At 63.7% G+C, this 21,568-nt stretch carries 17 protein-coding genes; 12 read left to right on the forward strand and 5 right to left on the reverse strand.

What is annotated here, in order from left to right; genetic code table 11:
* Positions 1-168 precede the first annotated feature (168 nt).
* The 3 genes from ACNAOT_RS08270 (at position 169) to ACNAOT_RS08280 (ending at position 2,499) form a co-directional block, all read left to right on the forward strand.
* A complete protein-coding gene (locus ACNAOT_RS08270) occupies positions 169-1,035 on the forward strand; it encodes a trypsin-like serine peptidase (RefSeq protein WP_420180698.1) in 867 nt (288 codons plus the stop codon).
* Positions 1,036-1,173: 138 nt separating this feature from the next.
* The gene (locus ACNAOT_RS08275; protein WP_420180699.1) at positions 1,174-1,833 is read left to right on the forward strand and encodes a hypothetical protein; all 660 of its coding nucleotides are present in this window, start codon (positions 1,174-1,176) and stop codon (positions 1,831-1,833) included.
* A gap of 27 nt (positions 1,834-1,860) precedes the next feature.
* The gene (locus ACNAOT_RS08280; RefSeq protein WP_420180700.1) at positions 1,861-2,499 is read left to right on the forward strand and encodes a 4'-phosphopantetheinyl transferase family protein; all 639 of its coding nucleotides are present in this window, start codon (positions 1,861-1,863) and stop codon (positions 2,497-2,499) included.
* Here ACNAOT_RS08280 and ACNAOT_RS08285 read toward each other — a convergent pair.
* The 4 genes from ACNAOT_RS08285 to ACNAOT_RS08300 form a co-directional block, all read right to left on the reverse strand.
* Positions 2,496-3,839, reverse strand: coding sequence for a M1 family metallopeptidase (locus tag ACNAOT_RS08285; RefSeq protein WP_420180701.1), 1,344 nt, complete (start codon positions 3,837-3,839; stop codon positions 2,496-2,498). The two genes, ACNAOT_RS08280 and ACNAOT_RS08285, sit on opposite strands and share 4 nt — an antisense overlap.
* A 12-nt stretch (positions 3,840-3,851) precedes the next feature.
* Positions 3,852-7,763, reverse strand: a complete 3,912-nt coding sequence (locus ACNAOT_RS08290) for a Pls/PosA family non-ribosomal peptide synthetase (RefSeq protein WP_420181140.1) — start codon at positions 7,761-7,763, stop codon at positions 3,852-3,854.
* A 154-nt stretch (positions 7,764-7,917) separates the two neighbouring features.
* A complete protein-coding gene (locus tag ACNAOT_RS08295; protein ID WP_420180702.1) occupies positions 7,918-8,883 on the reverse strand; it encodes a quinone oxidoreductase family protein in 966 nt (321 codons plus the stop codon).
* 85 nt (positions 8,884-8,968) lie between these two features.
* The gene (locus ACNAOT_RS08300) at positions 8,969-10,057 is read right to left on the reverse strand and encodes a fatty acid desaturase family protein (RefSeq protein ID WP_091466541.1); all 1,089 of its coding nucleotides are present in this window, start codon (positions 10,055-10,057) and stop codon (positions 8,969-8,971) included.
* 167 nt (positions 10,058-10,224) lie between these two features.
* Here ACNAOT_RS08300 and argC point away from each other — a divergent pair, with 167 nt between their 5' ends.
* The 9 genes from argC to ACNAOT_RS08345 all read left to right on the forward strand — a co-directional run bounded on the left by argC (position 10,225) and on the right by ACNAOT_RS08345 (position 19,826).
* Positions 10,225-11,268, forward strand: coding sequence for an N-acetyl-gamma-glutamyl-phosphate reductase (argC, locus tag ACNAOT_RS08305; protein ID WP_420180703.1), 1,044 nt, complete (start codon positions 10,225-10,227; stop codon positions 11,266-11,268).
* Entirely contained in the window at positions 11,265-12,431 is a 1,167-nt protein-coding gene (gene argJ, locus ACNAOT_RS08310; protein ID WP_420180704.1) for a bifunctional glutamate N-acetyltransferase/amino-acid acetyltransferase ArgJ, read from the forward strand. The genes argC and argJ overlap by 4 nt, the downstream gene beginning before the upstream one ends.
* A gap of 10 nt (positions 12,432-12,441) precedes the next feature.
* Positions 12,442-13,386 (forward strand): acetylglutamate kinase, encoded by a 945-nt coding sequence (argB, locus tag ACNAOT_RS08315; protein WP_420180705.1) that lies wholly within the window; start codon positions 12,442-12,444, stop codon positions 13,384-13,386.
* On the forward strand, positions 13,383-14,774 hold the full coding sequence (locus ACNAOT_RS08320; protein WP_420180706.1) for an acetylornithine transaminase: 1,392 nt from the start codon (positions 13,383-13,385) through the stop codon (positions 14,772-14,774). The genes argB and ACNAOT_RS08320 overlap by 4 nt, the downstream gene beginning before the upstream one ends.
* Positions 14,771-15,778 (forward strand): ornithine carbamoyltransferase, encoded by a 1,008-nt coding sequence (gene argF, locus ACNAOT_RS08325; RefSeq protein WP_420180707.1) that lies wholly within the window; start codon positions 14,771-14,773, stop codon positions 15,776-15,778. The genes ACNAOT_RS08320 and argF overlap by 4 nt, the downstream gene beginning before the upstream one ends.
* Positions 15,778-16,314 carry an arginine repressor gene (locus ACNAOT_RS08330; RefSeq protein WP_011774347.1) on the forward strand — a complete coding sequence of 179 codons (537 nt, stop codon included), beginning with the start codon at positions 15,778-15,780 and terminating at the stop codon, positions 16,312-16,314. The genes argF and ACNAOT_RS08330 overlap by 1 nt, the downstream gene beginning before the upstream one ends.
* A 71-nt stretch (positions 16,315-16,385) precedes the next feature.
* Complete coding sequence (locus ACNAOT_RS08335; protein ID WP_091466547.1) at positions 16,386-17,591, forward strand: argininosuccinate synthase; 1,206 nt, start codon at positions 16,386-16,388, stop codon at positions 17,589-17,591.
* Complete coding sequence (gene argH / locus ACNAOT_RS08340) at positions 17,591-19,006, forward strand: argininosuccinate lyase (RefSeq protein ID WP_420180708.1); 1,416 nt, start codon at positions 17,591-17,593, stop codon at positions 19,004-19,006. The genes ACNAOT_RS08335 and argH overlap by 1 nt, the downstream gene beginning before the upstream one ends.
* An 82-nt stretch (positions 19,007-19,088) precedes the next feature.
* Positions 19,089-19,826: a maleylpyruvate isomerase family mycothiol-dependent enzyme gene (locus tag ACNAOT_RS08345; protein WP_420180709.1), complete on the forward strand. Its 738-nt coding sequence runs from the start codon at positions 19,089-19,091 to the stop codon at positions 19,824-19,826.
* Between the two features lie 79 nt (positions 19,827-19,905).
* Here ACNAOT_RS08345 and ACNAOT_RS08350 read toward each other — a convergent pair whose 3' ends face one another.
* Entirely contained in the window at positions 19,906-21,474 is a 1,569-nt protein-coding gene (locus tag ACNAOT_RS08350) for an AlkA N-terminal domain-containing protein (protein WP_420180710.1), read from the reverse strand.
* Between the last annotated feature and the right edge of the window lie 94 nt (positions 21,475-21,568).

Consider the following 21,568-nt stretch of genomic DNA (forward strand, 5'->3'; position numbering starts at 1 on the left):
AAGATCCCCGGGACCTGTTGGTCCCGGGGATTTTTATTTAACGAGATTGCACTCCCAGCATCTTGACAGACTATTCACATGTGTATGACAGTTTTGTCATACACATGTGAAGCATGTGTATCACATCCCTCGCACGGTTCGCTGAGAGCCGTCCCTTGAAAGGTACCCATGAAGAAGCAGAACGTTGCTTTGCTTGTCGGGGCTGCAGTAATGGCTTTGACGTCCTCGTTTGGCGGAGCCGCAGTAGCGTCAGAGTCGACGCCACAAGTGGCTGCAGCAGAGGTCCAGCCCGTGTCGCACACCGTCGACCAGTCGCAGGTTTCCGGTTCCCCAGCATCGCCGTTAGCGGACAAATACACCATCGCCGCGCCGTCCAAGGCTGGAGGGGCTTCCACGGACTCAGTCATCGGCGCGGATGGCCGGGTTCGGATCACCAACACCACGGCTGCCCCCAACCGCTCCATCGTGCAGATCGAATTCAATGGTGGATACATTTGCTCCGGCGCCCTGATTTCCGACGACACCGTGTTGACCGCAGGCCATTGCGTGCACGAAGGCGGCACCGGATCGGAAGCCGACTACTCCTGGGGCGTCAAAGTGGCTCCGGGGCGCAACGGATCAACCGACCCTTACGGCACTTGCGGAGCAACAAAGATCTTCACGGATCAGCGCTGGATCGACTCCGCAAACACCAACGCCGACTGGGGTGTCATAAAACTCGACTGCACCATCGGAAACACCACCGGCTGGCTCAACTACACCGGCACCACGGCCAGCCTGAACGGAACCAGCACGACGGTCCGTGGCTACCCGGGGGACAAAGCGTTTGGCACCATGTGGTCCATGACCGGCCCCATTGAGAGCACGACGACTGAAAAGGTCTACTACAAAATGGACACCTACGGCGGCCAGAGTGGAGCGCCCGTCTACAACAGCTCCAACACGATCATGGCCATCCACACCAACGGTGGCAGCTCCAACTCAGGCACGCGCATCACACCCACGCTGGCGAATTACCTGACCTCGGTGAAGTAGCCCGGCTGGGTTAAGCCGCCTAAAGTGTTCCCCGCAGCGTTACCTTAGCTGCGGGGAACACTGCTGACCGGAGCCATAGGCGCTGAGCAGATAGAGTTTTGCTTGAGGCAAACCGGCAACATCTGCGAGAGAAACTGAATGACAAGTCCTAGTCCTGGTCCACGTCCCTTCCCGGTCGCCGGGCCCTTGCATCCCCTGGACTACTGGCTCTCCCCGGAGCTGGCCCGGATCAGCCCGTCTGGAGCCCCTTCCCGCTTACGGCAATTAGCCGATGCCCAGGGCTCCCGCGCTGCAGCTTGGAGCAGCGCGGTCAGCGGCGGCATCCTCATGGTCCTTACGGGTGTCTTCTTCTCGGCGATAACAGGCAACCTGGTAGTCACCTTGACTCTTGGTCCGTTGGGAGCCGCTCTGACGATTTTGGGCCTCTTTTCCTGGAATAGGGTGCGTGCTTCGCTGCCCGATACTAACCGGCTCCTCATTTCGCGCGGCCCTGGTTCTGTTCGAAGCGCCCTTTGGACGGTGGCGCTGATTGCCGCAGTGCAAGGCGCCATCATGGCCACGGTAATGCCTGGGGCCACTGCCCGGGGTGGTATTGCCGTCATCACCCTCGCCGGTTGTTACGTCTTAATGGTGGCTCTGTTGGTGGTCTGCATCCTCATACCCTCGGCAGTCATAAGCAGGGCTCGTCAATCCTTCCGGCAAAAGGTGCAAGAGGATCCTGCTTTCCGGAAGGCAGTCGAGGAGGATCTGGCTACGTGGCAGGACCCGTATGGAAATGCCGGGTATGGTCCGCTCTAGAAGACGACACGTGGCTTGGAAGTCGTGATGGACAGCCCAATAGTTGAGCTGTGGAAGCTCGACGACTTGCTGGTTCCGGACATCCGCGTCGAAACCCTCGGCCGGCCAGCCCTGGATCGTGCAGGCAAGTTCGATAACCCGGCGTACCCGGATGAGTTCATTGCCGGCCGGCTAGCTTTGCTGCGCTTCGCCGCCTCACTCCTGGAGGTTGACTCCGCCCGCCTCGTGCCCGACTATCGCTGCCCGCAATGCGGCCCGGGACAAGACCACGGCCGTCCCGGCTTCATGCTCGACGGCGTTCCGGCACCTCTGGCGCTCAGCGCGTCCCGGGCGTCGGGCTGGGTGCTGCTGGCCGCCGTCGTGCATCCTACGGATGGCCTCCGGCTGGGTGTGGACCTTGAATCGGTTGACAGGGTTGGCTTTGGCGGCTTCGACGACGTCGCATTGACCTCAAACGAGCAGCGTTTCCTGGCGTCAGTTCCGGAGAGGGAGCAGACCAGACAGCGCGCCCGACTCTGGGCGCGCAAAGAAGCGTGGCTGAAGATGACTGGTGAAGGCCTGCGCCATGACCCTGCGCAACTGGATGTTTTGGACATCAAAGGTCTGCGCGACATCACCCCCACGAAACTGCCTGACGGATTAGTCGCCGCTCTGGCCCTCGGCTAACGCGCGGAAGGCAGCGCCGGCAACGCGGCCTCGTAGAGCCACGGCCGGAGGATTCCCGCGGCATCGAATCCATGAATGTACGAATCCGCAGCCTCAACGAACGTCGCCGTTGAAACCGACCCGTGACGGTTAGCCGCCGTCCAATGCTGAAGGAAACCGAAGAACGCCTCATCGCCGGCCGCCATTCGGACTGCATGAACAGCAAGCGCACCGCGTTTGTAGACGCGATCGTCGAACATCAGCTCAGGGCCGGGGTCTCCCACCAGAAGGTCCTGCGGCCCGGCGTCGAGCCTTTTCCACGCAGCCGTTGCCCGGGCGGCGACCGTCATGGTGCGGGATTCCTCGGACCACAACCACTCTGCATAGCAAGCGAAGCCTTCGTGCAGCCAGATGTCCTTCCAGCTGCTCACCGTCAGCGAATTACCAAACCATTGGTGGGAAAGCTCGTGCGCGATCAGACGCTGCGCTTCCCAGGACTCGCGCATATGGTTTCGGCCGAAAATGGACACGGTCTGGGCCTCAAGGGGAATTTCCAGCTCATCCTCAGTGACAACCGAGGTGTAGTCGGCGAAAGGGTAGGGGCCGAAGCAGTCCTCGAAGGTGCGCATCATGTCCGGCTGCCGCCTCAGGCCCTGGAGGGCGTCCACTGCCATTTCGGCTGTGACTGCCACGAACTGGGGGACCCTCTGGTGGGTGTCGTCCACGTGCAGGGGAACCTTGGCGTAGCGCCCGATCTGCACAGTGGCGAGGTAGGTGGCCATGGGTTCAGCCTGTTCGTAGCCCCACGTTTCCCGGCTGGACTTGCGGGAGTGCGAGACGAGGCTCCCGTTGCACACTGGCCGGTAATTATCGTCAGTGGTCACCGAGATGCGGAACGTCGACTTGTATCGTGGATGATCATTGCAGGGGAACCAGGACGCCGCACCGTTGGGCTGTCCGGCGACTAATACGCCGTCGTTCAGTTCCTCCCAGCCGACATCGCCCCAAAGGCCGCGGCGCGGCTGGGGATTTCCGTCGTAGCGGATCTCGAGAGAGAACTGCTGGCCGGGCTTAAGCGGGGATGCCGGCGTCAGGACGAGGTGTTCGGCCCTGTGGCTGAACTTCTGCAGCTTCTTGCCGTCCAGCTGAACCTTGCTTGCCCGTAGGCCCACTAAGTCAAGGACTATCTGAGTGGACGGCTCCAAAGCCGTGCACCGCAGGACCGCCTTGCCCATCAGCTTGTTGCTGCCCAGCCTGACGTCGAGATCCAACTCGTACCTGTCCACGCGGTAGCTGCTGCTGCCGTGGTTCAAGGCGTAGGGATCGGCTTCGGTCAGGGGGGGAGTGATTGGTGCGGTCATGATCCGTCCAATCTACTTGAGGCGCGGCGCTTGTGCAGACGGACCCACCCACGGGCTCACCGGATTGCCCATCCAGTACGTCCCGGCAGGGACAGTTTCGCCACGCATGACCAACGACGCCGGCCCAACAGTACCGCCGTCGCCGATGCTCGCCGCGGGAAGGATGACGCCGTGCGGACCCATCGTGGCACCGTTGCCTAGCGTCACGGTGTCCAGGCTCATGACACGGTCGTGGAAGAGGTGCGTCTGGACCACGCAACCACGGTTGACCGTGGAGTTCTCGCCCAAGGTCACGAGGTCGGCTTCGGGCAGCCAGTAGCTTTCGCACCACGTTCCGCGTCCGATCTTGGCTCCGAGTCCGCGCAACCACCACACCAGGGCAGGAGTTCCGGCAGCCGACCGGGCAAACCACGGAGCACTGACCATTTCAATGAACGTGTCCACAACCTCATTGCGCCAAATGAACGAACTCCACAGCGGGTGTTCGCCGGAGCGGATGGTCCCCACCAGAACCCACTTGGCCACGATGGAGCTGAGCGCGGCCACAGCCCCTGCTGCCAACATGACAACACCGCCCAGGACTGCAGCTATCCAATAGCCCCATCCGCGCGCCATCCAGTCCAGCACAAGCATCACGCTCACGGCGATGGCCACTGTGAGGATGACAGGGAACAGGCGGCACAGTTCCCAGAGCGCCCTTGCGATTTTCAGCTTCAGGGCCGGGCGGAACGTCCGGGTTTGGTCGGCATCGACGGCGGTGCGGCGCAATCTGACGGGCGGACTGCCCAGCCATGACGTGCCGGATTTCGCCTTGGCAGGGGTGGCAGACAGAACAGCGACGAGGGAGTTCTTGGGCACGTTTCGTCCCGCAGCGGTCATTCCCGAATTGCCCAGGAAGGAACGCTTCCCGATTTTGGCCGGAGCGATTTTCATCCAGCCCCCACCGAGTTCGTAGGAGGCTACCATGGTGTCGTCGGCTAGGAAGGCGCCATCGCCGATGGTGGTCATTTTGGGAACCAGCAGCACCGTTGACGCTTCCACGTTCTTCCCCACTTTGGCGCCCAGGAGGCGCAACCAGAGCGGAGTGAAGAGGCTCGCGTATACGGGGAAGAGGAGGTCTCGAGCCATGTCCAAGAGGCGCTCCGTGGCCCAGACCTGCCAGCCTATGCGGCTGCGCACGCGGTAATAGCCCTCTTTCAGGCCCAGGCCCAAGAGCCTTGCAACGATCAGGATGAGCACCAGATTGCCGAAGAACCACACCAGGGCCGCGAGCGGAACGGCCAGGGCGATCTGCGGAAGAGCTGTTTCCAACGACTCATGACCCTGGATGAAAGCCAGGACCACCAGGGCTCCGGCGAACGCCGAAATATAGGGGATCAGGGCCAGCAGGGCCGAAGCGCTGGCAAACGCTGAGAACCAGAGTCGGTCAACCACTGGCTGTCGGCTGCTGGTATCCGGCCATTCGTGCTTGGCTTTCCCGCGGCGCTCCGCGGGGGAGCCGGCCACGAGGTGTCCGGCTTTCACTTTGCCCAGCACGGCGGATCCAGCGTCGACGTGGGCACCCGCGCCGATGGTGGCACCCGGCATCAGGGTGCTTCTGGCGCCTACTACTGCACCGGCTCCCACATGGATTTGGCCGATGTGGACTGAATCGCCGTCCACCCACCAACCGGAAAGGTCCACTTCGGGCTCGATGTTTGCTCCGCTGCCCAGCGACAGGAGGCCGGTAACCGGGGGCAACGAATGCAGGTGGACATCCTTGCCGATCTTGGCTCCGAGGGCCCGGGCGTAGTACGGGACGAACGGGGCGCTGGCCAGGCCGATGGCACCCGACAGGTCTTGTATTTGCTCGGCCAACCACAATCGCAGGTGTGTTTTGCCGGACCGCGGATAGGTACCGGGCTGAATCCTGCCAAGCAGTACCCTGGCTGCAACCACGGAGATCGCCATCCGGCCCAAGGGGCTGACGAAGACCAGCCACGACGCTGCGATCCACCACCAGGAGATCACGGGGGCCGCCGCGAATCCGGCGAAGTCTGCCAGGAGTTTGTTGGCGGCCATGAGGTAGGTCAGCCAGCGCATTCCCACGAGTATGTGCAACGGCACGCCCATGAGGACCTGGAAGACTTGCGACTTCAAGGCGGTAGGGCGGACGGTGCGCTCAGCAGCGGGCCCCGGCGATCCGCCGTCGGGAATTGACTGCCTTGCAGTGTCAATCAGCGCCCCCACGCGGGGAGTTGCATAGATATCAGCGACGGTGATGGTGGGGTAACGGACGCGAAGGGCAGAAACAAGTTGGGCCGCGGCCAAGGACCCGCCGCCATAGGCGAAGAAATCGGCGTCGAGCGAACTGACGGGGCTGCCCAGCACGGACTCCCACTGGTCCACCACCCATCGGGCGTCGTCGGGCAGGTTCAGCGGTGCGTTGCCGGCCTCGGTGGCGCCGGCTCCTGCCAGAGGCCAGGGGAGTGCGTGCCGATCCACTTTGCCGCTGGTTTTGGTGGGGAGGGAATCAACGGTGGTCAGCAGGGGGATCAGGGCCGCCGGGAGGCTTTCGCCAAGCAGCTTGCGGGCCTCGTCCATGTTCAACTCGTGACCGTCAACGGGAGCCAGGTAACCTACCAGGATTTGGTTGCCTGCCGCCGTCGTTTGCACCGCAGCAGCAGCGCCGGCGACGCCAGGCAAGGACTGCAGTGCCGAATCCACTTCGCCCAGTTCGATCCGGCGTCCACCCAGCTTGACCTGTTCATCTGCGCGACCCATGAAGATCAGGCCCTCGGCTTCAAATCGCACCAGGTCACCTGAACGGTATGCGCGTTCCCATCCAAGCGTTGTCATAGGGGCATATTTCTCGGCGTCCTTGGCGGGATCGAGGTAGCGGGCCAGCCCCACGCCGCCGATGATCAGTTCACCGATCTCACCTTCTGCGACCGGAACCCCGGTGGAATCGACGACGGCGAGGTCCCACCCATCCAGCGGCAGGCCGATCCGTACGGGGCCGGGTCCGCCCAGCGGAGCGGCACAGGCAACGACGGTTGCCTCCGTAGGCCCGTAGGTGTTCCACACTTCACGACCGTCCACGGCGAGGCGCTCGGCCAACTCAGGCGGGCATGCTTCCCCGCCGAAGATGAGCAAGCGAACATTTTCCAAGGCCTCAGCCGGCCACAGCGCGGCAAGGGTGGGCACAGTTGAAACCACAGTAATGCCGTGGTTGATGAGCCAAGGGCCGAGGTCCATGCCGGTGCGAACAAGCGCCCGTGGTGCCGGTACCAGGCAAGCTCCGTGCCGCCAGGCCAACCACATTTCCTCGCAGGAAGCATCGAAGGCCACAGAAAGGCCGGCAAGTACCCGGTCCTGAGGGCCGATGGGCTCAGCCTGAAGGAAGATTCGGGCCTCAGCGTCGACGAACGCTGCTGATGAACGATGCTTGACTGCAACGCCCTTGGGCGTCCCGGTGGACCCGGAGGTAAAGATGATCCAGGAGTCGTCGTCCAATCCGGGGATGGCTGGCGTGGAGACAGCTTCCCGAGCCGGACCTGAGAGCTGAATGTCCAGGCCTCCAGCGATGACGGCCCCCACCTTGGCTTCGCCGAATACCAAACGGGCCCGCTCATCGGGGTCGTCCGCATCCACGGGCACGTAGGCAGCGCCGGCCACGAGAATTCCCAGGATGGCGATATAGAGCTCATTGGTGCCTGACGGGATCCGGACGCCGATTTTGTCTCCCCGGCCAAGCCCCGCACGGTTCAACTGTGTGGCAAAAGCGCGAACGGCCTTGAGTAACTCGGTGTAGCTCAAGGACTTTTGGCCATCATCCAAGGCCGAGGCCTCGGGGAACGATGACGCGGTCTCTTCCAAGATGTCGACGAGAGTACGCTCGGCGGGGGCGGCAGCGCCTCCCGGTAGCTGGGGACGGTACGTCATCAGGGCAGGCGTAGTGCCGGCCCCAGCGGGATGTTCTGTGCTCACAACCTCAGCTTTCCGCAGAAAGATGAACAAAAGGTGTCTGACGTTTCCCACTCGTCACACTTTGTTGCACCGTTGTTCGCTTTTTGCACATGTGGAGTTCAAAAAGGGTTCAGGGAACCAGCAGGACTTTCCCGGTTGTGCGGCGACCCTCAAGGTCCCTGTGAGCCTGGGCGGCTTCCGCGAGGGGGTACGTTGCGCCCACCCTGACAGCGAGGGTGCCGTTGGCGGCGGCGTCGAAAATCTCTGCTGAGCGCCAGCGGCGTTCCTGGGCGTTCTGGACAAAGTGCGCCATGGTGGGCCTGGTCAGCGTCAGTGAACCTGCGGCGTTTAGACGCTGGGGATCGAACGGCGGCACCGGGCCGGAGGCTGCGCCGAAGAGCACCATGGCACCGCGGATGCGCAGGCTCTTAAGGGAGTCGTCGAACGTGTCCTTGCCTACGCCGTCGTACACCACGTTGACGCCCTCGCCATCGGTGAGTTCACGGACCTTGTCAGCGAAGTCCTCGTACCGGAGCACTTCATCGGCGCCCGCCAGCGTGGAGAGGTCCGCCTTCTCGTCGGAGGAGACGGTGGTGATGACGCGGGCGCCGCGGGCCTTCAGCAGTTGTGTCAACAGCAGACCAACGCCACCTGCGCCCGCGTGAAGCAGAACGGTGTGGCCCGGCTCTACCCGGAAGGATGAATTCATCAGGTAGTGGGCGGTGATTCCCTGCAGCGGCAGGGCTGCGGCGGTGTGGTCATCGACGCCGGCAGGAACCGGAAGCGCCTTGCTCGCGTCAACGAGGGCATACTCCGCGTAGGTCCTGGTTCCCTCGGCCGTGGCAATACGATCGCCCACGGAAAATTCCTCAACCCCCGCTCCGACGGCCTCCACGGTGCCGGCTGCCTCAGCTCCTGGCGTGAAGGGGTAGTCCACCTTGTAAGTGCCGCTGCGTTGGTAAGTTTCAATGAAATTGACCCCGGCAGCTGCGACCTTGATCAACAGCTGGCCGGGGCCAGGCGACGGCGTTTCCACGGAAACGTACTCGAGGACCTCAGGTCCTCCGGACTGCTTGGCAACGATGGCGTGCGTCATGGTGGCTCCTTAATCCGGGGCGGTCCTTCCGGTGCCCGGTTTCAGAATCCATCCTAGGGAGGTTGGGGCCTCCGGTGTCGAACGCCTAGCGGCGTCCGTGCGTCGACGCGACGGGGCAGTCGAAGCCACGGCCTGCTGCCAGGCCTACTTCATTGAGGTACCTGACCACGATGCCGTATGACTGCATCAGCGTGGTTTCGGTGTAAGGGATGGAGTGTTTGGCGCAGAACTCGCGCACGATTTTTGTGGCCTTGTACAAATGGGGGCGAGCCATGTCCGGGAACAGGTGGTGCTCAACCTGACGGTTTAACCCACCCAGGAGGAAGTCCATGAAGATGCCACCGGAGATGTTGCGCGAGGTCAGGATCTGGCGGTTGAGGAAGTCCACGCGGCTGTCCTTGGGAAGGACCGGCATGCCCTTGTGGTTCGGGGCGAACGAGGCGCCCATGTAGAAGCCATAAACCATGATCTGTACGCCCAGGAAGGCGAACGCCATACCGATGGGCAGGAACGTGAAAGCCAGAATCGGGAGGGCGGCCAGCCTGGTCACGAGGATGGGGGTCTCAACCCAGCGGTGGCGCACGTTCTGCTTGCCGAAAACGAAGCGTAGGGAGTCGAACTGCAGACTGATGCCAAGGAGCATCAGGAGCGGGAAGAAGAACCAGCCCTGCCTGCGTGTGAGGAACGCGAGGCGGCCCTTACGCTCTGCTGCTGCCTCTTCGTGGAAGACCAAGGCGTTGTTCCGGATGTCCGGGTCCTTGGAAATGACGTTGGGGTGGTTGTGGTGGGCTCCGTGCTTCTGCTCCCACCAGGAGTAGCTGATGCCGGCCACGCCGGTGGCCAGGAGGCGGGCGGACCAGTCGTTGGCGCGCCGTGAAGCGAAAATCTGCTTATGACCTGCCTCGTGGGCAAGGAAGCTAAGCTGCGTGCACAGGATGCCCACGGCCGCAGCGATCAGGAGCTGGTACCAGGAATCGCCTATGAGTGCGAAGCCGAGCCAGGTGCCGGCCATGAGCAGTACCAAGGCCACGAAGACCCAGATGTAGAAGCCGCTACGGCGTTCGAGGAGTCCTGCAGCCTTGACGCTCTTTAGGAGCTCTGAGTAGCTCTGGACGACGGGATTTGGTTGAATTGCGCGAGCTTTGGGGCGCTCAGCGGTGGACGTGGGTGACATAAATGTGCCCCGTATCGCTAACGGGCAACGCTGCAGCCGACGTTCGGACTGCACGGTCTGGATCACCCTCCACTAAGCATACGTGCAATCCCCTAAAAAATGAGACTGCTCACAACTGCATGCATAAATATCGGACAGCATGAATATTCTTGCTGTACAGTAGGGTCATGACTATTTCAGTTGCCGTCTCCGGTGCCAGCGGCTACGCCGGGGGAGAAGTGCTGCGCTTGCTGGCAGGCCATCCAAACGTCACCATCGGTGCCATCACCGCGCACAGCAACGCCGGTTCCAGACTAGGGGAGTTGCAGCCGCATCTCCACGGTCTGGCCAGCCGGATTCTGGAAGACACCACCGTGGAGAACCTGTCGGGCCATGACGTCGTGTTCCTTGCCCTGCCGCACGGTGCCTCAGCCGAGATCGCTGCGCAGTTGCCTGAAGGCACCGTAGTCATCGACGCCGGTGCTGACCACCGTTTGCAGGACGCCGCGGCATGGGAAAAGTTTTACGGCTCCGCCCACGCGGGCACCTGGCCTTACGGTCTTCCGGAGCTCCCTGGTCAGCGCGAAGCCCTCAAAGGTGCCACGCGCATCGCCGTTCCCGGGTGCTACCCGACGTCGGCCCTGCTCGCCTTGACGCCCGGGTTCGCCAGCAACCTCCTCCTGACGGACGACGTCGTGATTGTCTCTGCATCGGGGACCTCAGGCGCGGGCAAGGCTGCCAAAGTCAATTTGATTGGCGCTGAAGTCATGGGTTCCATGAGCCCTTACGGCGTCGGCGGCGGACACCGGCACACGCCTGAGATCGAACAGGGACTGGCCAACGCTGCCGGCGAGCCGGTAACAGTCTCCTTCACGCCAACACTGGTTCCGATGAGCCGCGGCATCCTGACGACGGCGACGGCCAAGGTGCGGCCGCAGGCAGGACGCAGTGTTACTGAAGCCGAACTGCGCCAAGCCTGGACAGACGCCTACGACGACGAACCGTTCGTGCACCTCCTTCCGGAGGGCCAGTGGCCCACCACCAAGTCGGTCCAGGGCTCCAACCACGCCGTAATGCAGTTGGCTTTCGACGCCCACACGGGCCGCGTGATCGTGACGTGCGCTATCGACAACCTCACCAAGGGGACCGCCGGCGGAGCCGTGCAGTCCATGAACATTGCCCTCGGCCTGGATGAAACCGCCGGCCTGAACCTGCAGGGAGTTGCACCGTGACCATTACCGCCCCCAAGGGATTCCGCGCCGCAGGCATCAAAGCCGGCATCAAGGCTTCGGGCAACCCGGACCTGGCCCTTGTAGTCAACGACGGACCGCAAAAGTCCGCCGCCGCCGTCTTTACCTCCAACCGCGTGGCTGCTGCACCGGTCCACTGGTCGCGTCAGGTGGTCAGCGACGGTCGAGTGGATGCCGTGGTCCTGAACTCCGGTGGAGCCAACGCCTGCACCGGTCCACAGGGCTTCCAGAACACGCACGCCACGGCCGAGAAAGTGGCAGACGTGCTGGGAGTCTCTGCTTCCGACGTCGTGGTCTGCTCAACCGGCCTGATCGGCGAGCAGCTGCCCATGGACAAGATTCTTCCCGGCGTCGAGTCCGCCTTCCGTCAACTGTCGGAAGATGGCGGCTCCGCTGCAGCCACAGCGATCATGACCACTGACAGCGTGTCCAAGGAAGCGGTCTTCACAGGCACCGACGCCGAGGGCAAGCAGTTCACCGTCGGTGGCATCGCCAAGGGTGCCGGCATGTTGGCGCCGGGCCTGGCAACGATGCTTGTGGTCCTTACCACCGACGCCGAGGTTCCTGCGGATGAGCTCGACGTCGTCCTCCGGGACGCCACTCGCGTGACCTTTGATCGGGCGGACTCGGACGGCTGCATGTCCACCAACGACACCGTGGTGCTGTTGGCATCAGGGGCGTCCGAGGCGTTGCCGTCTGCCGAACAGTTGAGCGAAGCGGTCACCCAGGTCTGCGCCGAACTGGCACGCAAGCTCATCGGTGACGCCGAGGGCGCCAGCCACGACATCGCTATCCGGACGTTCAACGCCGCCAGCGAACGCGACGCCGAAATCGTCAGCCGCAGTGTTGCCCGCTCCAACCTGTTCAAAGCCGCCATCTTCGGCAAGGACCCTAACTGGGGCCGCGTGCTCTCGGCTGTGGGAACAACTGACGCCGTATTCGAGGCGGACCAACTCAACGTCGCAATGAACGGTGTGCAAATCTGCCGCAACGGCGCAATCGGCGAGGACCGCAACCTGGTGGACCTGGAGCCGCGCGAAGTGTTGGTCGAAATCGACCTGCAGGCCGGCGATGCCGAGGCCACCATTTGGACCAACGACCTCACGCACGATTACGTGCACGAGAACAGCGCATACTCGAGCTGAGCGGATGACCATGACTGCGCACACCCGCGAAACCACCTCCATGAGTGACGCCCAGGACAAAGCCGGGACACTGATCGAGGCCCTCCCGTGGATCCAGCGTTTCGCCGGTACCACCATGGTGATCAAGTACGGCGGCAACGCGATGGTCAACGATGACCTTCGTCGTGCCTTCGCGGAGGACATTGTGTTCCTCCACCACGTTGGCATCCACCCCGTAGTGGTCCACGGCGGTGGCCCCCAGATCAACTCCATGCTCGGTCGTCTCGGCATCGAGTCCGAGTTCAAGGGCGGCCTTCGCGTCACCACCCCTGAAGCCATGGACGTGGTGCGCATGGTCCTCACGGGCCAAGTCGGTCGCGAACTCGTCGGCCTCATCAACTCCCACGGTCCCTATGCCGTGGGCATGTCCGGCGAAGATGGCGGCTTGTTGCGTGCCGTCCGCACGGGCACTGTTGTTGACGGCGAAGAGGTGGACCTCGGCCTGGTGGGAGAAGTGGTGGGCGTGGATCCCGCCGGAATCAAGGACATTCTCGACGCCGGCCGCATCCCGGTCATCTCAACGGTCGCCCCGGAAATTCTCGACGACGGCAACGGTTCCGGTCCTACGACGGGACAGGTCCTCAACGTCAACGCGGACACTGCAGCTGCCGCCGTCGCATCCGCTTTGGGCGCCACCAAGCTTGTCATCCTGACCGACGTCGAGGGCCTGTACGCCAACTGGCCGGACAAATCGTCGCTGATCTCTTCGCTCACCGCATCGGAACTCCGCGAGATGCTGCCCAAGCTCGAGTCGGGGATGATCCCAAAGATGGCCGCTTGCCTCAAAGCCATCGACGAAGGCGTGGAACGCGCACACATCGTTGACGGCCGCCTCCCGCACTCGATGCTGCTGGAAACTTTCACCACCGCAGGCATCGGCACACAAGTAGTACCTGACGAGGAAGTGAACACATGAGCGAAACTGTTGGCCTCAACCCGACCGGCGATGGACCCCCCGCCCGTCCCCAGCCGCTCCCCATCCTCGCAAGCTCGGACGGGGGCCCCGGCGGCAGTGGGCCCATCGCGGTGCCCGACCACACCTGGGGGTCCATCGCCGGATCGGAGGCCAAAGCTTCCGTCATTACTGGAGTGAGTAATGGCGCTGACTGGCTTGCCCGTTACTCGTCCTCGCTGATGGGTGTCTTCGGCACTCCGCAGCGCGTCCTGGTGCGTGGCGCCGGCTGCCTCGTTTGGGACGCCGACGGCAAGGAATACCTGGACCTCCTGGGTGGCATCGCTGTGAACGCACTGGGTCACGCGCACCCCTTCGTCACGTCAGTGATCTCCAGCCAGTTGGCCACGCTCGGGCACGTCTCGAACTTCTTCACGAGCCCCACGCAGATTGCTTTGGCTGAAAAGCTCCTCGCCCTCACCAATGCTCCGGCGGGGTCCAAGGTCTTCTTTGCCAACTCCGGTACTGAGGCCAACGAGGCAGCGTTCAAGCTGGCACGACGTAACAACTCCGATGGAAATCGCACCAAGGTCATCGCCCTGGAGGGCGCCTTCCACGGCCGGACCATGGGTGCCTTGGCGCTCACGGCCAAGGAGGCCTACCGTGCTCCCTTCGAACCATTGCCCGGTGGTGTGGTTCACATCCCGTTCGGCGACATCGAAGCCTTGCGTGCCGCCGTCGACGATTCCACAGCGGCCGTGTTCCTTGAACCCATCCAGGGCGAAGCGGGCGTCCGCCCACTTAGCGCCGAATACCTGCAGGCAGCCCGCGAGGTGACCACCGCAGCGGGAGCCCTGCTGATCTTGGACGAGGTACAAACCGGCATCGGCCGGACCGGTAAATGGCTCGCCAGCGAGGACGCCGGAATTGTTCCCGACGCCGTGACCCTCGCCAAGGGGCTCGGCGGCGGTTTTCCTGTGGGTGCCTTGGTCACGTTCGGAAGTACGACGTCGGCCCTGCTCACCGCCGGGCAGCACGGCACCACTTTCGGTGGGAACCCCGTGGCTACGGCCGCCGCTTTGGCCACGCTGCACGCCATCGAAAGCCAAGGTGTGCTGCAGAACGTGTTCACTGTCGGCAACCACCTTCGTGAGGGACTGGCCGCCATCGAGGCTGTCACTGAAGTCCGCGGCGAGGGTCTGTTGATTGGCTTCGATGTGAATGCCGACATCGCACCTGCCATGGTTACCGCAGCTTTGGATGCCGGCTTCATCATCAACAGCCCGGGCCCGAGGACTATCCGCCTTGCGCCGCCGCTGATCCTGACCATCGATCAAGCGGACCGCTTCCTGGATGCATTACCCACCCTGATCGCTACGGCTACAGCCAACACCGCTAAGGACGCACAGTGACTACTACCAACACCACCCGTCACTTCCTCAAGGACACGGACCTGAGTCCCGCCGAGCAAGCTGAGGTTTTGGAACTCGCCGCACGGATGAAGGCAGCGCCGTACAGCGTGCAGCCCTTCGCCGCCGAGGGCAACGGCCGTAAGACGGTGGCCGTGATCTTTGACAAGACCTCCACCCGCACGCGTGTTTCTTTCGCCACCGGCATCGCGGACATGGGCGGCAACGCACTGATCATCAACCCGGGTGAAGCCCAGATCGGCCACAAGGAATCCGTGGAGGATACGGCGAAGGTCCTGGAGCGCATGGTGTCCACCATCGTCTGGCGGACAGGTGCCCACTCGGGCCTGGTGGCCATGGCGGAAAACTCCAAGGTCCCCGTCATCAACGCCTTGTGCGACGACTACCACCCCTGCCAGCTCCTGGCCGACCTCCTGGCCGTCAAGGAGCACAAGGGTGAACTGGCCGGCTTGAGCATGGCCTATCTGGGTGACTCCGCCAACAACATGGCCAATTCCTACCTCCTTGCCGGTGTGACGGCCGGAATGCATGTGCGCATTTCCGGTCCCGAAGGCTATCTTCCGGCGCCGGAGATCGTGGCGGCTGCCGAGGAGCGTGCGGCCGAGACAGGCGGCTCAGTGCTCATCACCAGCGATGCTGCAGAAGCCCTCAAGGGCGCCGACGTCGTAGCAACGGACACGTGGGTATCCATGGGCCAGGAAGCCGAAAAGGAAGCCCGGCTGCAGCTCTTCCGCGACTACTCCGTGGATGAGGCCGCCATGGCGCACGCCGCGCCGGACGCCGTCGTGCTTCACTGCCTCCCGGCCTACCGCGGCTACGAAATTTCCGCCGGAGTGATCGACGGCCCGCAGTCGATTGTCTGGGACGAGGCGGAGAACCGCCTGCACGCTCAGAAGGCACTGATGGCCTGGCTGATGCACCGCTCCGGGCTTGCTTTCGTGGATGGTCTTTCTCCCGTCGAGGGAACCGGGGAGAGCACGTTCTAGTGTCCACCAATCCTTCCGTGCCGGGCGCCAGCCCAGCCACAAAGACTGCCCGCCAGGCGCGTATCACCGCGATCCTGACGGGTGAGTCCGTGCGTTCACAAGCAGAGCTTGCAGCCCTGCTGGCGGACGACGGCGTCCAGGTCACCCAGGCCACCCTGTCCCGCGACCTCGTGGAACTGGGCGCCGTACGGGTCCGGGGCAAGGAAGGCGCACTTGTTTACGCTGTCCCGGGGGAGGGTGGGGACCGCAATGCCAAGAGCGGCGTCACCCAGGAAATCCTGGATGCGCGGCTGACGCGGCTTTGCGGCGAACTCCTGGTGACAGCTGAGGCATCGGGCAACATCGTGGTCCTCCGCACCCCACCGGGAGCAGCCAACTTCCTGGCCCTGGCCGTTGATCACTCGGTGATGCCGTCGGTATTGGGTACGATCGCAGGCGACGACACTTTGCTGCTGGTCGCACGGGATCCCGATGGCGGGGCGGAACTGGCAGCGCGTTTCCTGCGCATGGCCGAAGAAGCCGGGCCTGGCAACTAATTGATCTTTTTCAGCATTGATTCACACAGCATTGATTCGAATGAACCAAGCAATAACAAAGGAGCACTCTCGTGACTGAGCGCATTGTTCTGGCCTACTCCGGTGGCCTTGATACTTCCGTAGCCATCGGCTGGATCGGTGAAGCCACCGGCGCCGAGGTCATCGCCGTGGCCGTCGACGTCGGACAGGGCGGCGAGTCGCTGGAGACCATTCGCCAGCGCGCTCTCGGTTGCGGCGCGGTTGAGGCTTACGTGGCCGACGCCCGTGACGAGTTCGCCAACGAGTACGCCATGCCCACCCTGAAGGCCAACGCCCTCTACCAGGGCCACTACCCGTTGGTTTCGGCTATCTCCCGTCCGGTCATCGTGAAGCACCTCGTGAAGGCTGCCCGCGAATTCGGTGCCACCACCGTTGCCCACGGCTGCACCGGCAAGGGCAACGACCAGGTCCGTTTCGAAGTTGGCATCCAGACCCTCGGCCCGGACCTGAAGTGCATTGCACCCGTCCGCGACCTCGCCCTGACCCGCGACAAGGCCATCGCCTTCGCCGAGGAAAAGGGACTGCCGATCGAGACCACTAAGAAGAACCCGTACTCGATCGACCAGAACGTCTGGGGACGCGCCGTCGAGACCGGTTACCTTGAGGACATCTGGAACGCTCCTACCAAGGACATCTACGACTACACCGCCACCCCGGAATTCCCGCCGGCGCCCGATGAGGTCACCATCTCCTTCCAGGCCGGTGTTCCGGTAGCGATCGACGGCGTAAAGGTCACCCCGCTGCAGGCCATCCAGGAGCTGAACCGCCGTGCAGGCGCCCAGGGCGTTGGCCGCATCGACGTCGTTGAAGACCGCCTCGTCGGCATCAAGTCCCGCGAAATCTATGAAGCCCCGGGTGCCATGGCGCTGATCACCGCGCACAAGCACCTCGAGGACATCACTATCGAGCGCGAACAGGCCCGCTTCAAGGCAACTGTTGGCCAGCGCTGGGCAGAGCTGGTCTACGACGGACAGTGGTTCTCCCCGCTCAAGCGCTCCCTGGACGCCTTCATCGAAGACACGCAGCAGTACGTTTCCGGCGACATCCGCATGGTCCTCCACGGTGGCCAGGCAATCGTCAACGGTCGCCGCTCCGAGACCTCGCTGTACGACTTCGACCTCGCCACCTACGACACCGGCGATACCTTCGACCAGTCCATGGCACGCGGTTTCATCGAGCTGTGGGGCATGTCCTCCAAGGTTGCCTCCGGCCGCGACCTGCGCGTCGCAGGCGAGTAATGACGTCGGCAACTAACGAAGGTGCACTGTGGGGCGGCCGGTTCGCCGGCGGCCCCGCGGATGCGCTGGCCGCACTGAGCAAGTCCACGCACTTTGACTGGCGGCTGGCCCGCTACGACATAGCCGGTTCCAAGGCGCACGCCCGCGTGCTGGCCAAGGCCGGACTGTTGGACGACGCCGAGCTCGAAGGCATGCTTGCCGCCCTCACCCAGCTGGACGAGGACGTCGCGAGCGGCGCCTACCTGCCGGCCGAGAGCGACGAGGACGTCCACGGTTCCCTGGAACGTGGACTGATTGAGCGCGCAGGAACCCATTTGGGCGGCAAGCTCCGCGCTGGCCGTTCCCGCAACGATCAGGTTGCCACCTTGGGCCGTATGTTCCTCCGCGACCACGCCCGGATTATCGCCAGCGGTGTCCTTGCCACCATCGACGCCCTGGTTGAGCAGGCCAAGGCCCACCAGGGCGTTGCCATGCCGGGCCGGACACACTTGCAGCATGCTCAGCCGGTGTTGCTGAGCCACCACCTTCTGGCGCATGCCTGGGCACTGCTTCGCGACGTGCAGCGACTCCAGGACTGGGACAAGCGCGCCGGTGTTTCGCCCTATGGTTCGGGTGCGCTGGCCGGTTCCTCCCTGGGACTGGACCCCGAGGCTGTTGCCGCGGACCTTGGTTTCTTCTCGGCGGTCCACAACTCGATCGATGGCACCGCCTCACGCGATGTTTTCGCCGAGTTCGCCTGGGTGTGTTCCATGATTGGCGTGGACCTCTCCCGGATCTCCGAGGAAGTCATCTTCTGGGCAACCAAGGAGTTCTCCTTCGTGACGCTGCATGATTCGTACTCCACGGGGTCCTCGATCATGCCGCAGAAGAAGAACCCGGACGTCGCCGAGCTCGCACGCGGCAAGGCAGGTCGCCTCATCGGCAACCTGACTGGCCTGCTGGCGACGCTCAAGGGCCTGCCGCTCGCGTACAACCGCGACCTGCAGGAGGACAAGGAACCGGTCTTCGACGCCGCGGACACCCTGGAGCTGCTGCTTCCGGCCGTGTCCGGCATGATCGCCACGCTGAAGTTCAACACCGAGCGCATGGAATCCCTGGCTCCCCAGGGCTTCGCGTTGGCCACGGACATTGCTGAATGGCTTGTCCGCCAGGGCGTTCCGTTCCGTGAGGCCCATGAGCTGTCCGGTGCTGCCGTCAAGCAAGCCGAAGGCCGCGGCGTGGAGCTGTGGGACCTGACGGACGAGGAATACGCAGCAATCTCGGGACACCTCACTCCCGAGGTCCGCAGCGTTCTGAGCACCGAAGGTTCGCTCAACAGCCGCAACTCGCAGGGCGGCACAGCACCGGCCGCCGTCGAACGCCAACTGACGGCGCTCCAAGCGGAACTGGACGCAGCGCGTTCCTACGCCAGCTAGACCACTCGGGACGGCACGTCGCGGCCATGCCTTCGGGCAGGGCAACGCGAGGTGCCGTCCCGCGGTGCGTTAACATGGCGCTATGACTCAGATCACCCCCGAGATGTTGCCCGCAGAGCTTCACAAAGCCGCCGGCACCGTCACCCGCCTCCTCGCCAAACTGGACGACTCATCCGTCGCTGAACCGTCAGAGCTTCCAGGCTGGACCCGGGGTCACGTCCTGGCCCACCTTGCCGGAATCGCGAACGCCATGGCTCGGCAACTTGAGTACGCGCGCCGCGGCGAAACCGGGGAACTGTACGACGGCGGCATGGACGGCCGTAACAAGGCCATCGCACTCGCTGCAGGGCACAGCCTCGCGCAGCACACGGAGGCCGTCACCACCGCCTTGGATGCGGCGATTGCCGCGTTCGATGCCTTGGGCCCGGAGGACTGGCAGGCGCGGATCGCGTACCGGGACGGCACAGTGTTCGACGGCGGCCTGGCCCTGTGGCGCGAACTCACCATTCATGCTGCCGACCTTGGCTTGGGTTACGGTCCGGAGACGTGGAACAGGCCTTTCTGCGAACACCTGATCGGCTTCCTGGCCGCTCGCGTTCCTGACTCGTACAAATTCGTTCTGCAGCCCACTGGTCTGCCTCAGAGGACGATCGGCAGCGGCGGCACCTCCATCGCCATTACCGGCATGCTGACGGACATCGCCGCGTGGCTAGCGGGCCGCGAGCCAAGCCTTGGGAGCCTCAGGGCTACTGCAGCCGCTGACGGAGTGGACCTGCCGGAGCTGCTGCCTTGGCCGGCCGCGCAGCGGGCGGCCCGCTGACACACGGTCGCTCGCTCACGTCCCGCGGGTTTGAGCTGGATGCTCTCTCATGTCCCTCGGGCTTGAGCCGGTCGCTCGCTCACGTCCCTCGGGCTTGAGCCGGTCGCTCGCTCACTTCCCTCGGGCTCGAGCTGGATGCTCGCTCACCTTCAGGGAGCAATTTGCTCTTGGTCTTCACGGCCGCTGCCCTCCACAGGTGCATGGTGGCGTACGAACGCCACGGGCTGACCTCCCTGAAGTCTGAGCTGAGTCCCGGGCCCGCGGGCAGCGCCTTCACGCCGTTCCTAATTGCTGCGTCGTTGGCCAGGAACACATCCGGAGCGCCAAGCACCCGCATGGCAACGTACCCCACGGTCCACGGCCCAACGCCTGGTAACGGAAGCAGTTTGCTGCCGAGGCTGGCCGGATCGTCGCCGTAGCCGAAGTCGAGTTCCCCGCTGGCCATGGCCTCGGAGGCGGCCACGATGGAGTCGATGCGGCGCTGTGGTCCTCGGAGTAAGGCACGCCCGTGCTCGGCGAGTTCTGCTGCTGTAGGAAATAGTCGATCAAGGTCTGGCGCAAAGCCATCGACGGCGGATCCGGCCGCAGACAACTGGGTAAGGGCAGTTCGGGCAGCAGCGACGGTGATCTGCTGTCCGATCATTGCCCGGATGAGCAATTCCTGGGGATCCACAGCACCCGGCACGCGCATCCCCGGGAGCGCGGCGATGCTAGCCGTAAGCCTCGGATCCGCTGCCAGGGCGTCATCTATCGCCTGCGGATCGGCGTCCAGGTCGAATAGCCTGCGGACCCGGCTCAACAGTGCCGGGAGGTCGTGCAGGTCCACGGCCGTGGCTGTGAGTTGCAAGGGTTTGCCGGGTGTTGAGGGGCTGTAGGTAACCGAAAAGGATGCGCTGCCCCGGGGGAGCCGCAGCATGCGGGCGTAGCTCCTGCTTCCGTCGCTGTCAGTCGTTGCTTTTTCGATGCCTGGTATCGCACGAACTGCCAGGAAGTCGAAAATGCCCAAATCGAAGGGGTCCCTGTAAGGCAGGTTCAGAGTCAGCGCGGATGGCGCCGGCCCAAGTGCCCCGGTACGTCGGCGAGAAGCGGACTTCGCCCCGGTGGCACGCACCGCCGTCGGGGTCATTGCGAACACCTCGCCAATGGTGTCGTTGAATTGCCGCACGCTGTTGAACCCCGAGGCGAACGCAACGTCGGCCAGGAGCATGTCGGTGGAGACCAGCAAGGTCCTGGCGGTCTGCGCCCTGCTTGCCCGTGCCAGTGAGAGGGGACCCGCGCCGAGTTCGTTGCTGAGGATGCGGTTGAGTTGCCGTGCGGAATAGCCCAGGCGGTGCGCCAGGCCGTCGACGCCTTCGCGAGTGATCACGCCGTCGTTGATCAGCCGCATGGCCCTGCCAGCTATATCCGAACGGATGTTCCACGCGGGCGTTCCGGGCACAGCTTCGGGCAGGCAACGCTTGCAGGCGCGATACCCGGCCTCATGGGCGGCCGCGGAGGTTTCGTAGAAGGTGACGTTCTCAGCCTTGGGCGTTCGGGCAGGGCACGACGGCCGGCAGTAAATGCCTGTGGAGCTGACGGCAGTGAAGAATTGACCATCAAACCGGGTGTCGCGGGCGTCGATTGCCCGGTATCGCTGCCAGAAGTCCATGGCTTCATCCTGCCAGTCGTCCGAAGCCCTCGCTAGCGGAAATCGGACATAGCCGTGGCAGGAAATTTTGCTAGGGTCTGCTCATGAGCCCGTC

This window comes from Paenarthrobacter sp. TA1.8 (assembly GCF_048595705.1).
Classification (GTDB): domain Bacteria; phylum Actinomycetota; class Actinomycetes; order Actinomycetales; family Micrococcaceae; genus Arthrobacter; species Arthrobacter nitroguajacolicus.